The sequence below is a fragment of the Amycolatopsis sp. genome, assembly GCF_036008905.1.
Lineage (GTDB): Bacteria > Actinomycetota > Actinomycetes > Mycobacteriales > Pseudonocardiaceae > Amycolatopsis.
The window spans coordinates 1-15,008 of sequence record NZ_DASYMU010000212.1; the positions used below are offsets into that span (position 1 = coordinate 1).

Annotated in this window: 13 protein-coding genes; 7 read left to right on the forward strand and 6 right to left on the reverse strand. The window is 68.4% G+C overall.

Going from position 1 to position 15,008, the window contains the following annotated elements; genetic code table 11:
* The first annotated feature begins 447 nt into the window (after window positions 1-447).
* The 3 genes from VGP60_RS34270 (at window position 448) to VGP60_RS34280 (ending at window position 2,213) form a co-directional block, all read left to right on the forward strand.
* Window positions 448-780: a TraR/DksA family transcriptional regulator gene (locus VGP60_RS34270; RefSeq protein ID WP_327552330.1), complete on the forward strand. Its 333-nt coding sequence runs from the start codon at window positions 448-450 to the stop codon at window positions 778-780.
* A 144-nt stretch (window positions 781-924) separates the two neighbouring features.
* The gene (locus VGP60_RS34275; RefSeq protein ID WP_327552342.1) at window positions 925-1,677 is read left to right on the forward strand and encodes a DUF1206 domain-containing protein; all 753 of its coding nucleotides are present in this window, start codon (window positions 925-927) and stop codon (window positions 1,675-1,677) included.
* Between the two features lie 110 nt (window positions 1,678-1,787).
* On the forward strand, window positions 1,788-2,213 hold the full coding sequence (locus tag VGP60_RS34280; protein ID WP_327552331.1) for a DoxX family protein: 426 nt from the start codon (window positions 1,788-1,790) through the stop codon (window positions 2,211-2,213).
* Here the strand turns inward: VGP60_RS34280 and VGP60_RS34285 are convergent.
* The 3 genes from VGP60_RS34285 to VGP60_RS34295 all read right to left on the reverse strand — a co-directional run bounded on the left by VGP60_RS34285 (window position 2,210) and on the right by VGP60_RS34295 (window position 5,919).
* Entirely contained in the window at window positions 2,210-2,926 is a 717-nt protein-coding gene (locus VGP60_RS34285) for a TIGR03089 family protein (RefSeq protein ID WP_327552332.1), read from the reverse strand. The two genes, VGP60_RS34280 and VGP60_RS34285, sit on opposite strands and share 4 nt — an antisense overlap.
* A gap of 52 nt (window positions 2,927-2,978) precedes the next feature.
* Window positions 2,979-4,274, reverse strand: a complete 1,296-nt coding sequence (locus tag VGP60_RS34290; RefSeq protein ID WP_327552333.1) for an LCP family protein — start codon at window positions 4,272-4,274, stop codon at window positions 2,979-2,981.
* A gap of 73 nt (window positions 4,275-4,347) precedes the next feature.
* Window positions 4,348-5,919: an LCP family protein gene (locus VGP60_RS34295; protein WP_327552334.1), complete on the reverse strand. Its 1,572-nt coding sequence runs from the start codon at window positions 5,917-5,919 to the stop codon at window positions 4,348-4,350.
* A gap of 146 nt (window positions 5,920-6,065) precedes the next feature.
* On the opposite strand from VGP60_RS34295, the gene rfbD reads away from it, so the two are divergent.
* A complete protein-coding gene (gene rfbD / locus VGP60_RS34300) occupies window positions 6,066-6,965 on the forward strand; it encodes a dTDP-4-dehydrorhamnose reductase (protein ID WP_327552335.1) in 900 nt (299 codons plus the stop codon).
* On the opposite strand, the gene VGP60_RS34305 is transcribed toward rfbD, so the two are convergent.
* The 3 genes from VGP60_RS34305 to VGP60_RS34315 are packed head-to-tail and all read right to left on the reverse strand — an operon-like array spanning window position 6,962 to window position 11,511.
* The gene (locus VGP60_RS34305; RefSeq protein WP_327552336.1) at window positions 6,962-8,050 is read right to left on the reverse strand and encodes a glycosyltransferase family 1 protein; all 1,089 of its coding nucleotides are present in this window, start codon (window positions 8,048-8,050) and stop codon (window positions 6,962-6,964) included. The two genes, rfbD and VGP60_RS34305, sit on opposite strands and share 4 nt — an antisense overlap.
* Entirely contained in the window at window positions 8,043-10,559 is a 2,517-nt protein-coding gene (locus VGP60_RS34310; RefSeq protein WP_327552337.1) for a glycosyltransferase, read from the reverse strand. The genes VGP60_RS34305 and VGP60_RS34310 overlap by 8 nt, the downstream gene beginning before the upstream one ends.
* Before the next feature lie 37 nt (window positions 10,560-10,596).
* A complete protein-coding gene (locus VGP60_RS34315; RefSeq protein ID WP_327552338.1) occupies window positions 10,597-11,511 on the reverse strand; it encodes a glycosyltransferase family 2 protein in 915 nt (304 codons plus the stop codon).
* A gap of 18 nt (window positions 11,512-11,529) precedes the next feature.
* On the opposite strand from VGP60_RS34315, the gene VGP60_RS34320 reads away from it, so the two are divergent.
* From VGP60_RS34320 to VGP60_RS34330, 3 genes are read left to right on the forward strand one after another with little or no spacing between them, the layout of a single operon-like run.
* On the forward strand, window positions 11,530-12,594 hold the full coding sequence (locus VGP60_RS34320; protein WP_327552339.1) for a glycosyltransferase family 1 protein: 1,065 nt from the start codon (window positions 11,530-11,532) through the stop codon (window positions 12,592-12,594).
* 54 nt (window positions 12,595-12,648) lie between these two features.
* A complete protein-coding gene (locus VGP60_RS34325; protein WP_327552340.1) occupies window positions 12,649-13,800 on the forward strand; it encodes a glycosyltransferase family 1 protein in 1,152 nt (383 codons plus the stop codon).
* An 18-nt stretch (window positions 13,801-13,818) separates the two neighbouring features.
* Entirely contained in the window at window positions 13,819-14,682 is an 864-nt protein-coding gene (locus tag VGP60_RS34330) for a glycosyltransferase family 2 protein (protein ID WP_327552341.1), read from the forward strand.
* The last annotated feature ends 326 nt before the right edge of the window (window positions 14,683-15,008 follow it).

Consider the following 15,008-nt stretch of genomic DNA (forward strand, 5'->3'; position numbering starts at 1 on the left):
GGGTGCTGTGTCAAGGCGGGAAAGCGTGCCTTGACACAGCACCCCCGGCCGCGTTCGGGGCTTCATATCGGGGTGCAGGGAGGGGAGTGGTCGGCGAGCGCCAGGCCGTCTCCAGGCCGTCAGAGGTCGGGTAGGGCCGAGAATCGGCGAGAACTAACGAGACCTGTTTGTGCAGCTCAGAGGGTGTTTTCAGGCATGATCGCCAGGTCGGTCAAAACTGGCCGAGAGATCACGCAGATCTACGAAGGCACCAACCAGATCCAGCGCATGGTCATGGCCCGCGCCCTGCTCAAGGGGCTTGCTTTCTAGCCTTCACAGCGTTCCCCATGGCCACAAGGTGTCGACATAACGTGATACCCCGCGTCCGCAACTATCGCCATCTGTCGACAGATGGCGTTCTGCCAGGCCTGAGGGAACGTGTCTTCTGGGTTGTGCGTTGAACGAAGCATGAGGCAGCGGCTGGATGAGGAGCGTGCTGCCACGTTGCTGCTCATTGACTCCCTCACCCGCCAGATCGCCGGCATCATCGAGTCCTCCACCTGGACCACCAACGACGACGAGCACGACCCCGAGGGTGCCACGATCGCGTTCGAGCGGGCGCAGTTGCAGTCCATGCTGGAGCAGGCGCGCGGTGATCTCGGGAACCTTGACAGGGCGGAGCGAAGGCTCGAGCAGGGGACGTACGGGCTGTGTGAGCGTTGCGGGAAGCCGATTCCGGAGGCTCGGCTCGACGCGCTGCCCGCGGTGACCTTCTGCATCGAGTGTGTGGACAGGCGGTAGCTGCGCCAAACGGCCCAGTCGATCGGCGGGGGTCACTGGATCGGGTGAGACTTCTTGTCTGCGGACAAGGAGGGCCCGGTGGCGAACAAGACGGCGTCGCGAGCGAAGCACAGCAAGGTGACCCAGGGGCTTGGCCGCGCGGGGATGGTCTGTTTCGGGCTGGTCCACCTGGTGGTCGCCTATCTCGCGGTCCAGGTCGCGTTCGGCGGTGGCAGCGACCAGTCCGCGGATCAGCGTGGGGCGATGGCCGAGATCGGGTCGACGTCGTTCGGCAAGGTTCTGCTGTGGGTGCTGGCGGTAGGGTTGTTCGCGTTCGGGCTTTGGCAGTTCATGATGGCGGCCACCGGTTATGGGTGGATCACCAAGCGGCGCAAGCGCGTCACCAAGCGGATCGGGTCCGGGGCGCGTGGGGTGGTGGTGATCGCGTTGGGGGTCACCGCGATCAAGCTCGTGACCGGCAGTGATTCGGGTGGGTCCGGTAATCAGCCGCAGCAGGAGTTCACGGCGAAGCTGCTCGAGTTGCCCGCGGGGAAGGTGCTGGTCGCGATCGCGGCTGCCGCGGTGCTCGGGGTGGCGATCGCGTCGGCGGTGAAGGGGATCAAGAGGAGTTTCCTCGACGACCTCGACATCGGCGAGTTGCCATCGGGGAGCCGTAAGTGGGTGGAGCGGCTGGGGCTGTCGGGCTACGTCGCCAAGGGGATCGTGTTCGGGATCGTGGCGGTGTTGATCGGGTTCGCGGCGTTCAGCGCCGACGCGGGCAAGGCCGGCGGGCTCGACGCGGCGCTGCGGACGCTGGCGGCGCAGCCGTTCGGGCCGTTCCTGCTGGCTGTCGTCGCGCTGGGGCTGGCGGCGTTCGGCGTCTACTGTTTCGCGGGCGCTAAGTCCCATAAGAGCTGAGCTGTCGGGTTCCTGTCGATGACCACCGAAACCTCCCGGGCCGGGTGGTGGCTCCCGTACCGTCCGACGGGGCGGTTGAAAGTTCACCTAGCCCGGGAGTTGAATTTCGGATGTTCACTCGTTTCAAAGACGTCGCGCTCTTGCTCGGACGCATCGGTGTCGCTGTCGTCTTTCTCGCCCATGGCCTGCAGAAGTGGGACAACGGCATCGATGGAACAGCGCAATTCTTCGAGTCGACGGGTGTGCCGCTGCCCACGATCGCGGCGATCTTCGCCATCGCTGTCGAGATCCTCGGTTCGATCGCGTTCATCATCGGCTTCGCGTTGCCGCTCGTCGGTATCGGCTACGTCGTGGTGTCCGTCGGTGCCCTGCTGAGCGTCCACATCGACAACGGACTCACCGGCCAGGGTGGCTACGAGCTCGTCCTGGTGCTCGCGCTCGCCGGCCTCGCGCTTGGCTTCAACGGCGGCCGCTACTCGCTGGACCACGTGCTCTTCTGGAGCAAGCGCGAGTCTCGCGAACTCCAGTCCGCTTAGGTCACTTCGTGGAGCAGGTCGACGGTCGTGCGCTCGGCGCTACGGCGGTCGGCCAGCTTCGCGGGGTCGGCGTTGGTCACCTGGACGATATGCGCCCCAGCGGCCAGCGGCGCCAGCAGTCCGTCGAGTAGGCCGCCGGGAGCTGTCCAGTCCACAGTGGAGAGAACCCGGTCGCCAGCCGAAATCCCCAGCTCCTCGGCGCGTGAACGCGCTTCGGCCACCATTTCGTCCACTGTGGACGAGTTCAGGGCGAGCGTGTCGCCGGGGATCGGGAACAGCGCCTGGTAGTCGTCGCCTGCGAGCCGGACGTCGGACAGGAAGTCGAGTGCGCCGTCGGCGGGCGGCGTCCTGAGGCCCATGCCCATCGCGTCCAGCGCCACCACGGCTGTCACGGCGCTCGCGGCGGTGCCATCGGGGCCGACGAACGCGATCCGCGCGTCGACGTCCGAGGTCACCACGTGTGCCCCGCACCACCAGGCGCCGAGCAGGATCCCCGCTGTCTGCCAATGAGCGGGCAGCAGCACCGCGACCTCGTCGCCCGGTTCGACGTCGACCTCTTCGACCAGCCAGTTCGCCGTCTTCGCGGCCCAGTTCGCCGTGGTGGCAACGGAAAGCTCCACCCGGCTGCCGGCCGCGTCGTCGTAATGGGTGATGAACGGGCGGACGGACGACGTCTTCAGCAACGGACGCAGTAGCTGCTCAGTGATGCTCACGGCCTTAGATTAGGTCTGGGCGCGAAGCGTCTCCGTTGAGGGTGGTGGTGGGCTAGTTGACGCAGGTGACGCCCGGAGCGGGGGCGACGGACAGCGCCCCGCCGCTGCTACCACCGCCACCGGACGGCTCGCTCTTCCCGACCAGACCGGCGACGAATTGACGAACCGCCGCCGGGTCGACCTCGACGATGCTCTGCTGGCCGTCTTCGCTGCGGCCGTTGATGTTCACCACCGGGATCGTCACGAAGGTCATGTCGCCCGACGCGATCCCCTTGACCTGGTTGGCGAAGTCGAGCAGATCGAGCCCGGCGTCGAGCACGATCGACCGGTGCACCGCGTCCATCAGGTTGCTCAGGGTCGACGGGCTGGTGAGGGTGCCTGCCGACAGCACCTGGTTCAACGCCGACGAGAGGAACGCCTGCTGCCGGACGATCCGGTCCAGGTCGCCGCGCGGGAGATTCTTCCGTTGCCGCACAAAGGAAAGCGCCTCGCCGCCGGAGACGGTCTGCTGTCCCGCCCGGAAGTTGGCGCCGGAATCGGCGTCGGAGGTCGAGTGGTTGAGGCAGACTTTGACCCCGCCTAGCGCCTCGGTGAGCAGGTAGAAGCCCAGCAGGTTGACCTCGGCGTAGTGATCGATCCGCAGCTGCGTGAAGTCCTGCACTGTCTGCACCAGCACCTTGCGCCCGGCCTGGTCCGAATCCCGTTCGATCGCGGCCTCGTCCTTGACGCCCTTGTCGCGTTGTTCTTTGGCAAAGCCGGCCTTCGCCACGCCGTACGCCGAGTTGATCTTCGTCTTGCCGCGCCCGGGGACGTCCACCCAGGAGTCGCGTGGAATGGAGATCCCCGTCGGCTTTCCGCCGTTCTTGGGCACCCGCAGGATGATGATGGTGTCGGTGTTGACGCCGGGTTTTTCCTCCGTGCGCAACTGCTTCAGCAGCCTCGTCGGCAGCGGGTTGCCCTGCGCGTCCGTCCTGGCGTCGCTGCCGACGAGCAGGATGTCGGTGCCGCCGTCGTCGGCGGGCGGCGCAGGTTCACCCGGCTGGGTGAGCGCTTCCGTGATGTGCACGGTCTCCTGCAAGCGATCTTTGGTGACGTACGCGTATCCGGTGACGCCTATTGCCGCTATCGACACCAGTGCCACCAGGGTCCGGCCCGCGGCCAGCCCCAGCCGCCGTTTCCGCTTTGCCGGAACCGGCTCCGGCAAAGCGAATGAGACGGGCTCTTCCGGTTTTTGGTCGTCCGTTTCGGTTTCGGCCACTTCGGGGGTACGCGGAAAGGGACTCGGAACGAACTTCGCGACCTCTTCCTCGCTCAGCTCACCGGAATGCTTTTCGCGCTCTTCGTCCATCCTGCCCGCCTCCCCTCGGATTGCCTGTTCGCTCAGGCTAAGGCACTTCAGCCGTCCCCACGGCCGCTGCCCTCTAGTTCACACAAGGCACTCCACCGGCAGTGATCGTCTTGTCGCCCGGTGCTGCCCCGGATGGGGGAACGACCGGGGCCGAAGTCGTCGTGGGCGGGTTTGACTTCGCCGGGGCTTGGCCACCGGCCGCCGCCGGAACGCCGCGGAAGTCCTTGCCGAGCAATACTCGGACGTGTCCCTTTTGTACATCCCTGTCCGGTTCGGCGAGGAACGTGTCGCCGAGCGCCTGCTTGACGAGCGCGATCGCTGCTTCGTCGCCAGGCGCGTACCGGAACACCGTGCTGGCGCGGGTGGCGAGCTTCGTGTCACCGGCGAGCTTGAAGCCCTTGCCCTGCAGCGCGACGCGGGTCTGCGGGCCCATGGCGGCGTTCCCCGTGCCGTCGAAGAAGTCGACGGTGACGGCGTCGGCGCCCGGCAGCGTCTGGCCGGCCGCGGGCGGGGTGGCGCCGGACATGTTCCCCGGCGCGACGACCCCGTCGGTGATCAGCGCGTCGACGGCGGCCCGCACCTGCGGGATGTCGACCTTGATCACGTCGGCGCCGCCGATCGTGGCGTTGCCCTGGTTCGGGATGGTGTGGAACTGGATGTTCCCGCCGGTCAGCCCGCGCATCTGCTCCGCGAACTCCAGCAGGTTCCACCCCGACGAGAGCACGACGGACTTCTTCACCGCGTCGACCAGGTCGGACATCTTCGACGGGCTGGTCAGCACCTCGCCGGAGAGGACTTTGTTCGCGAGCCCGGACAGGAACGCCTGCTGCCGACCGATGCGGTCGAGGTCGCCGTTCGGCAGGTCGTAGCGCTGCCGGACGAAAGCCAGTGCCTGCACGCCTTCGACGGTCTGCTGCCCGGCGGGAAGGTCCACTCCGGACTTCTTCTCCTTGACGGCGTTGTTGAGGCACACTTGCACGCCGCCGATGGACTTCGTGATCTCGTAGAAACTCGCGAGGTTCACTTCGGCGTAGCGGTCGATCATGCCCGGCTTGCCGAGGAACGTTTCGAGCGTGTTGATCAGGTTCTTGCGGCCCGCTTCCTTGGCCTGCCTGTCGACGTCCTTGAGATCGCCGTTTCCTTTTTGCTGCAGCGTTTTCGAGGTGTCGTTGTAGGCGTACACATACGCGCTGTTCAGTTTGTGCTTGCCGAATCCGCCGGTGATCTCCACATAGGAATCGCGCGGGAACGAGAAGGCGATGGCCTGCTTACCGTTCTGCGGGATGTGCACCAGGATCATCGTGTCGGTCTGCCGCTCGCCGTCGGACACCCCGGCGTGCAGCATGTCGAGCACCTCACGCGAGAGCGGGTTGCCCTGCGCGTCGGTGCGGCTGTCCTGGCCGACCAGGAGGATGTCCACGGCGCCGTCCAGCGGCTTGGCGTGCACGGTGTTGTCGGCGAAGACGTTCGTCGTGGTGAGGCCCTCGGTGGTCGAGGTGATGAACTGCCAGCCGTACCCGGTCACGCAGAGCACCGCCACGGACACCAGCGTCATCACGATCTTACCGCCACGGCGCGCGAGCACCGCGAAGCCGACACCGTGCCGGCGCGGTGATCGGACGGGTTCGGGTGGCCAGTCGGACACGCGAGATCCTCCCCATCCTTCAACTGCAGTGGACTTACCCCCGGGCACAGATACGCCCCGGTACCAGAATAGCCGGATGAATGTGAGACGTTTGTAGGCCGACGAGGTTGGCAAGTAACCGTGACTGTAAGAGAGCGAGTAGTGCCGTGCCGTTGACAGTTCTGGTGCCCGGTGGAACAGGCCAGCTGGGCCGTGACCTTTTCGCTCTCGCGGGCGAAGGCGTCGAGGTGCTCGCGCCCGGCTCCGCGGAGCTGGACCTGACGAAGACGAGCGACGTGCTCGAAGCGGTGAAGGACCTCGTCGCCCGCGCTGAGCAGGCCGGATCCAAGCCGGTCGTGATCAACGCGGCCGCGTACACCGCTGTCGACGCCGCCGAGGACGACGAAGACCGGGCGTTCGCGGTCAACGCCGACGGCCCGCGCGTGCTCGCCGCCGCCTGCTCCTCATGGCGTGTCCCGCTGGTGCACGTCTCGACGGACTACGTCTTCGCCGGTGACCGTTCGGGCGCCGACGCCGTCCCCTATGAGCCGTCGGACCCGATCGCGCCGCGTAGCGCGTACGGCAGGACGAAGGCCGCCGGCGAGGACGCGGTGCTCGGCTCGGGCGCGCAGGCGTGGGTCGTGCGGACTGCCTGGGTCTACGGCTCCACCGGGAAGAACTTCGTCAAGACCATGGTGCGCCTGGAAGGCGAGCGCGAGACACTGTCCGTTGTGGACGATCAGCGCGGCTCGCCGACGTTGTCGGCCGACCTCGCCGCCGGGCTGCTCGAGCTGGCGAAGCTCATCACCGACGGCAAGGCGCCCGAGCAGCGGGTGCTGCACGCCACGGGTGGCGGCAACACGACGTGGTTCGGCTTCACACGGGCCATCTTCACCGCACTCGGCGCGGATCCCGCGCGCGTGAAGCCGTGCACCAGCGCGGACTTCCCGAGCAAGGTCGCGCGTCCGGCGTATTCGGTGCTGTCCGACACCGCGTGGCGCGAGGCCGGGCTCACCCCGTTGCGCTCGTGGGAAGACGCGCTGAAGGCGTACTTCGCCAAGGCCTAGTGCGTCGCGACGGCCTGGCGGTAGGCCTCGACGGTGCGTTCGGCGCACTGCCGCCAGGTGAACGTGGCGGCCCGCGTCCGGCGGGCCGCCGAGGTCGCCACCGCGTGCGGGTCGGAAACGGCGGTGCGCAAGGCTTCCACGAGCGCGTCGACGTCTTCGTAGGGCACCAGTCCGGCGCAGTCCCCGGCGACTTCCCGCAGGGCCGGGATGTCCGAGCAGACCACCGGGACGTCGCAGGCCATCGCTTCGAGCACCGGCAGGCCGAAACCCTCGTCGCGGGACGGCAGGACCAGTGCGGTGGCACCCGCGACCACGGTGTGCAGATCCGCGTCAGAGACGTAGCCGAGATGCTGTGAGCGGTCCGAAACCGTGAACTTGCCGGGCCCGGCGAACACCAGCGGCGGCAGGTCCGGTGCCGCCGCGTGGGCCTGGGCCAGCCAGTCGAGCCCCTTGCGCGGTCCGGGCGCACCCAGGAACAGCAGGTATTCCGTCGGCAGGCCGAGCCGCGCGCGGTCTTCCTTCTCCGGCGGCCGGGCGTTGAACCACACCGGGTCGACGCCGAGCGGGGTGACCACGATCTTCTCGCGGTCGATGTTCAGCCGTTCCGCGACGGAATCGGCCACGGCTTCGGTGGGCGTGCAGATCACGTCGGCGTTGGCCGCGCCGCGCAGAACCAGTTGCGGCAGCTCGAAATTGCCAGGGGAAAGCTCGCCGGGGACGTCGAGGAACGCCAAGTCGTGAATCGTCAGCACACCGGCCGCGCGCAAGGCGCCCGGGAGCACGAAGTTCGTGCCGTGGACGACGTCCGTCGGCCCGGCGAACAGCTCGATCGGCGGGAACTGCGACTTCAGCCAGGATCGGCGCAGCAGCCTGGCGGGCGCGGGGATACCACGCGCCCGCACGCCGTGCGGCAGTGCGTGACGCAGCTTTCGCCAGCCACGCAACGTGAAGGCGACCGCCCGAGTGTCCACTTCGGACACCGACGCGAGTTCCTCCATCAGCGACGCGGTGTAGCGGCCGATGCCGGTTCTGGAACCGAGCAGCGGAGTGCCGTCGAGCAGTACTTTGAGCGGTCGATCAGCCACGGCGCATCCTCTGCCTGGCGACCTTCAGTACGCGGCCACCGACGCGGCGGACGAGCTCTTTCGGCCCGCCGTCGGCGAGGTACTCGCGGATGAGGTCGACATCTCTTCTCAGAACTTCCTTGCCGCGCAACGGATCCGTCACGACAAGATCGGTGGAGCCCGGCAGCCTGTCGGCGGCCGGTCGCGGGTTCCGGCAGAACTCGACGAGCGGCGCGAGCGCGGTGGGCCACGCGTACCGCTGCGCGACCACAGCGATGCGTTCGGTGCACGCCTTGATGAATTCGGTGTCGTACAGCGAACGTTCCAGCGCTTCCGCGAGCGCGTCGACGTCCTCCGCGGGGACGACCACGCCGAGCTTCTCCGTCCGCACCAGGTCCGCGAAGGCGTCACCGTCGGTGGTGACGATCGGCAGCCCGGCCCACAGGTAATCGAGCACCCGGGTCCGGAAGGCGAACGTGGTCTCGACGTGCTCGAAATGCGTGGTGACCCCGCAATCGGCGTCGAGCAGCCAGTTCTGGCGTTCCTCGTACGGCACCCAGTGCTCGTTGAAGAACACGTGCTTGTCCGTGAGGCCAAGGGATTCCGACAGTCGCATGGTCTTCGTGCCGATGTCCATCTCGGCGACCTCGGGGTTCGGGTGCTTCATCCCGAGGAACACCAGCCGCACGTCACCCCGGCGCTCGCTCAGCTTCTCGATCGCGCGGATCAGCGTGAGCGGGTCGAACCAGCTGTAGACGCCGCCCGCCCAGAGCACGACATGATCGGTTTCGCCGATACCGGCCAGCGTGGCGCGCAGGCCGGGCCCGGTGTGCCGCGGCGCCTCGGAGGAGAGCCCGAACGGGACGACGGCGAGCAGTGACTGGGTGGTCGGGTCGGCGTCGTAGAGCCGGGGCGAGAGCCTGCCGTTCGCGGCGAGGTGGCCGAGCCAGAAATGACGCTGCCGTTCCGACGCGCACAGGAAGAAGTCGCCGCGTTCGAGCTGCGCGTCGAGGACCTTCGTGACGCCGATGAGGTCGAGTGCGCGCTTGTCGTCGGCGACGCCCTTGCCCTGCTCGAGCAGCTCCAGGTGCATCGGGTCGTAGAGGTCGCAGACGACGATCTTCCGCGAATGCTCCTTCTTGAGCACCGGGGCGAGTTCGAGAACGTGCCCTTGCAGGACAACGATATCTGCCCAATCGATCGGTGCCACGAGTTCACGCCGGCTCGCGGCGCTCACGCGGAACGGCGCCGCGGGCGGCTCGGCGAGCGGGTTCACCGTCACGAGGTGGACTTCGTGCTCGGCGGCCAGCGTCGAGGCGATGTTCCAGGCGCGGATCGCCGGGCCCGCCATCCGCTCGGTGATCGCGTCACCGGTGATGACCAGCACCTTCCGGCGGGTACCGAAGACGCCTTCGATGCCGAACGCCTTGACCAGGATCTCGTGCGCGGCGAGGTACCGCGGCAACGGGTACGCGGGCTCCAAAGCCTTGCGCAGCAACGGGATCAGGTCGGCGTCGGTGCGCACCCTGGCCGCCTGCTCAACGGCCCGGGACTCCGCGAGCGAGGGCATCAGCTCGACGAACTGGTCGATCGCGAGGAACCCGGCGAGCGCGGTCCGCGCGATCGGCACCGCGTCGGTTTCGATCGGGCCGACGCCGCGCTGCAGGTCCAGCTGCGTGGCGTCGAGCTCGCCGCGTGCCGTCGCCCGGCGCACCGCGAGGGCGAGCGCGGCCGGGAGCACCTTCGTCAGCGTCTCGTCGGAGAGGTTCTTGTACAGCGCGGCCAACGCGTTGCGCTCCAACAGGAACGTCTCACGGCCGGAGTCGGGAGCGTCCACTGAGGACATCGTGCCGTGGTGCCGGTGGTAGGCCAGCGATTCCGGGACGTAGCGCACGCGCCAGCCGCGGAGGTTCAGCCGCCAGCCGAGATCGACGTCCTCGTAGAACATGAAGAACCGCTCGTCGAAGCCGCCGAGTTCGGCGAACACGCCGGCGCGGACGAACATCGCCGAGCCGGTGGCGAACAGGACGTCCTTCGCGAGCTCGTGTTCGGCGGCGGGCACGTCGGCCAGCGGGCTGCCCGCGTGCCGCTTGTAGCCCATGCCGAACCAGGTCAGGCCGCCGTCGACGAAGTCCGTCCCGGTGCCGTCCCAGTCGACGACCTTGCTGGCCACGGCCGCGACGGTCGGTTCCGCGCGCAGCTCGGCGACCGCGGCGGTGACCCAGCCGGGCGCGGGACGGGCGTCGTTGTTGAGGAAGGCGAGCACGGTGCCGGTGGCGTGCTTGGCACCGAGGTTGCAGCCGCCCGCGAAGCCGAGGTTCTCCGCCGATTCGATCAGCTTGACCTGGGGGAAAGCTGCTCTGATCGTGGCCGCGTCGTCCCTGCCGGAAGCGTTCTCGACGACGATCAGTTGCAGGCGCGGGTAATCCAGCTCGGTGGTGAGCGCGCGCAGACAGGTCACGGTGTCTTCGGCGCCGCGGAAGTTCACGACGATCACCGAAACCAGCGGCTGAGTTGCCCCCTGCGACAAGGCTGTAACTCCCTTACTCACTCGAAGTGGGGGCAGCCTAACCGGCCGCCCACGCATCCCAGACCTCACCTCGGCCGAGCACCGCGCGGGCCGTTATGCATTGCCTGGCACGCAACGCCGCTGGTAGGCGAGTGACGACTTCCGTCAGAACGTGGCAACGCAGGAACAGCCGGAAGTTCGGCGGCGCCGGTTCGCCCCGGAACGGAAGAACCGCGGTCAGTATCGCGAACTTCACGAGCTCGCGCAGGGCTACCCGTGCGGGTGCGCAGCGCAGAAGCATGAGCAGCCGGTTCCGCTCGTTCCAGCGGTGGAACAGCGGTGATCCGGGCTTCGTGCTGGCGCCGTGGTGGTGGACGACGCGCGCGCCGGGCGCCTGCCGGATGTCCCAGCCGGACAGCCGCAGCCGCCACGCGGTGTCGGTGTCCTCGTAATAACAGAAGAAATCCGCTGGAACACCGCCGATTTCCCGCAGCGTGTCCGTACGCAGGAGCACCGCGCCACCGCAGAACCCGAAGACGTCTTGCGCCGGTTCGGTGAGGTCACTGCCGTGGCCGTCCGCGGTCAGCCGGACGCCGAGCGACTGCGGGGTGCCGTCCGGGAGCTCCATCAGCGAACCCATCGCGGCCGCTTCCGGCGTCGTGACCAGCGCGTCTTCCAACGTGGAAAGCCAATCCGGTGCCGGCATCGCGTCGTCGTTCAGCCAGGCCATGAACGGCGTGTCCACAACGGACAAAGCCTCGGCGAGCGCCCCCGCGTAGCCCGCGTTTCGGGGGAGTCGCAGCACTTCGTGCCCGGCGAGCAGGCTCGCGGTGCCGTCGTCGGAGGCGTTGTCGACCACGAGCGTCCGATGTGGACGGTTCTGCGCGGCGAGCGCGTCGAGGCAGGCGGTGATGTGCGCCGCTCCCCGCCAGGTCACGACGACCACGGTGGTGCTGACCTCGGCTTCGTCCACACGGGGGAGAATACGGCCGTGCCCGAACTCGTTGTCATCGCGGAGCAGTTGCTCGCCCCCGTGCCCGGCGGCACCGGCCGGTACACCGCCGAGCTGCTGCGTGCGCTGCCCGCCGCGGCACCGGACGGCTGGACGGTGTCGAGCGTGGTCGCGCGGCACGCCGACGTCGAAGCGGCCAGGGTCGACGGTGTCGCCGGGCCACGCGTGCTGCCGCTGCCGCCGCGCGCGCTCGTCGCCGCCTGGCAGCTGGGCCTGCCCTGGTGGCCGGGAGGGGACGCGGTGCACGCGCCGACGCCGCTGGCCCCGGCCAAGGCACCGCGCGGGCGCACGCTTTCGGTGACCGTGCACGACACCGTGCCGTGGACCCATCCCGAGACGCTGACCCCGCGCGGGGTGTCGTGGCATCGCGCGATGATCGCGCGGGCCGCCGCGAAGGCGAACGCCCTGGTCACGCCCACCCAAGCCGTCGCCGACGACCTCGCCACGCGAGTGGAGATCACCGCGCAGACCCACGTGATCGGCCACGGCCCGACGCACTTCCCCGACGCCGTCGACATCGACGTCCCCGAGCACTACGTCCTCGCCATCGGCACGCTCGAACCACGCAAGGGCATCGACGTCCTGATCGACGCGATGAGCCGGTTCGACGGGCCTCCGCTGTTGCTCGCGGGCCAGCCAGGCTGGGGCGGGCTGGACCCGCTGGAGATGGCCCGCGCACGCGGCCTGCCCGACGGCCGCGTGCGCGTTCTCGGGCGGCTTTCCGACGCCGAACTGGCCGGAGTCCTGCGGCGGGCGAGCGTGCTGGCGGTGCCGAGCCTCGCCGAGGGCTTCGGCCTGCCGCTGCTGGAGGCGATGGCCGCCGGGGTGCCGGTGGTCCATTCGAACGCTCCAGCACTGGTCGAGGTGTCCGGTGCTGCCGGAGTTTCCGTGCCGCGCGGTGACGCCGCCGCGCTGGCCGTGGCGCTGCAAGACGTGCTCGCTTCCCCGGCTCGGACCGCTGACCTGGTTGAACGCGGGCGCGAGCGAGCCGGGCACTTCTCGTGGCGGGCCGCGGCCGAAGCCATTTGGGCCATCCACCATTAACCCAGTTTGTCAGTTGCTGACCAACATGTACCCGATCGGTCGTACTCTGCTCAGGTGGCAGCCGAACCACGCGTACTGATCGACGCGACCGCAGTCCCCGCGGACAGGGGTGGCGTGGGGCGCTACGTGGATTCCCTGGTCGCGGCGCTCGACGAGCAGGACGTGAAGCTCACCGTCGTCTGCCAGCCGAGGGACGCGCGGCTCTACGACCAGCTGGCGCCCGGCTCCAGGATCGTCCCGGCCACGCAGTCGACGTCCACCCGCACGGCCCGCCTGACCTGGGAACAGACCACGCTGCCGAGGCTGATCCGCCGCCTCGGCGTCGACGTCGTCCACTCGCCGCATTACACGATGCCACTGGCGAACCCGGTCGCTTCGGTGGTCACGCTGCACGACGCGACCTTCTTCACCGACGCCGTGCTGCATTCGTCGGTCAAGGCCCGGTTCTTCCGCGCGTGGACGGTCACCGCGCTGCGGCGCGCTTCGCTGTGCGTCGTGCCCAGCCGGGCGACGGCCGACGAGCTGGCCAAAGTCGCGCAGGTGCGGCCGGGCGGGCTCGAAATCATCCAGCACGGTGTGGAGAGCGAGCGCTTTCATCCGCCGTCCCCGGCCGAGGTCCGGGCCGCGCGGGACGTCGTCGGCTTGGGGGAGACGCCTTATGTCGCGTTCCTCGGCGCGCTGGAGCCCCGAAAGAACGTGCCGGCGCTGATCCGCGGCTTCGCGCGTGCCGTCAGCGGACGGCCGAACCCGCCCGCGCTCGTCCTCGCCGGTCAACCGGGCTGGGACAGCCAGGTCGAGAAGGCACTCGACGCCGTTCCGCACCGGCTGCGCGTGATCAGGGCCGGGTACATGCCGTTCGACACGCTCGCCGGTTTCCTCGGCGGCGCCGAGCTCGTCGCGTACCCGAGCCTGGGCGAGGGCTTCGGCCTGCCGGTGCTCGAAGCGATGGCCTGCGGCGCGGCCGTGCTCACCACGCGGCGGCTTTCGCTGCCCGAGGTCGGCGGCGACGCGGTGGCGTACTGCGGGGTCGGCGCCGGGGACGTGGCGGCCGCGATCGCCGAGCTGCTCGACGACCCGTCACGCCGGTCTGTGCTGGCAGCGGCCGCGCAACGGCGGGCCAAGGAGTTTTCCTGGGCGACCACCGCCGAACAGCACCGGGAGGCCTACGCGAAGGCGTGGGCAGGGCATCGGAGTCGCACTCGGTAGCGGAGGCACAATAGGCCGGTGACAAACACCACCAGCTACGGCGACGAGGTCGCTGTCGTGACCGTGACCTACTTCCCCGGCGAGACCCTCGGGCGTTTTCTCGACACGCTCGAAAAGGCGACGGACCGGGACGTGCAGGTGGTGGTCGCCGACAACGCTTCGACGGACGGCGCGCCCGAGCAGGCGGCCGAGCGGGACAACGTCAAGCTGGTGAGCATCGGCGAGAACGTCGGCTACGGCACGGCCGCGAACCGCGGTGTCGCCGCACTCGACGAGCGCTTCGGCTGGGTCGTCGTGGTCAACCCGGATCTCGAATGGGAGCCCGGTTCGCTCGAAGAACTGCTCGAAGTCGCGAAGCGGTGGCCGCGCGGTGGCGCCTTCGGCCCGCTGATCCACGACCTCGACGGCACGGTCTACCCGTCGGCGCGGCTGCTGCCGTCGTTCGGACGCGGGATCGGGCACGCGCTGTTCGCGAAGGTGTGGCCGTCGAACCCGTGGACGCGGGACTACCGGCAGGAGAACGCGACGCCGGTCGAGCGCACCGCGGGCTGGCTTTCCGGTTCGTGCCAGCTGATCCGGCGTGAGGCTTTTGATTCCGTCGACGGTTTCGACACGCGGTATTTCATGTACTTCGAGGACGTCGACCTCGGCGATCGACTCGCGAAAGCGGGCTGGCTGAACGTTTACGCGCCTTCGTCGAGCGTCATGCACATCGGCGGGGCCGCCACTTCGCAGGCTTCGGCGAAAATGCTGCGCGCACACCACGACAGCGCGTACCGCTATATCGCGGACCGGCACCAAGGCCTGCTGTGGAAGCCGGTTCTGCTGGCCGTGCGGCTCGGGCTCAAGCTGCGCGTGAAGCTGGAGACCCGGAAGGGCTGAAGTGCGGTAAATACCCCGAAAACGACATCGGTGGTAGTGGCGATGCACGAGTGGGTCACCCAGTAAAATCCCCGATCGAGTGATCATTCGAGACAGGGTTTCGATACCGGGAACTCCTGACCGATGGTCGACGCCGTCGTGGGACCAGGAGTGAACAGTTGAGCAACCCCCTTGTGGCTGAAGAAAAGAGCTCGACGGAGGCCTATACCGGCATTTCGTTGATGGAGTCGGCGGTTGATTTGAAGTCGGCGATCGAGAGTGGTGACTGGGCGTCGGTCGCGATGGGGTCGGTGGGGACGGCGCTGGATGCGTTGTCGATGGCGATG

Coding starts and splice junctions, on each gene's coding strand:
- VGP60_RS34270 (WP_327552330.1), top strand. CDS start 448: ATGAGGCAGCGGCTGGATGAGGAGCGTGCTGCCACGTTGCTGCTCATT.
- VGP60_RS34275 (WP_327552342.1), top strand. CDS start 925: ATGGTCTGTTTCGGGCTGGTCCACCTGGTGGTCGCCTATCTCGCGGTC.
- VGP60_RS34280 (WP_327552331.1), top strand. CDS start 1,788: ATGTTCACTCGTTTCAAAGACGTCGCGCTCTTGCTCGGACGCATCGGT.
- VGP60_RS34290 (WP_327552333.1), bottom strand. CDS start 4,274: ATGGACGAAGAGCGCGAAAAGCATTCCGGTGAGCTGAGCGAGGAAGAG.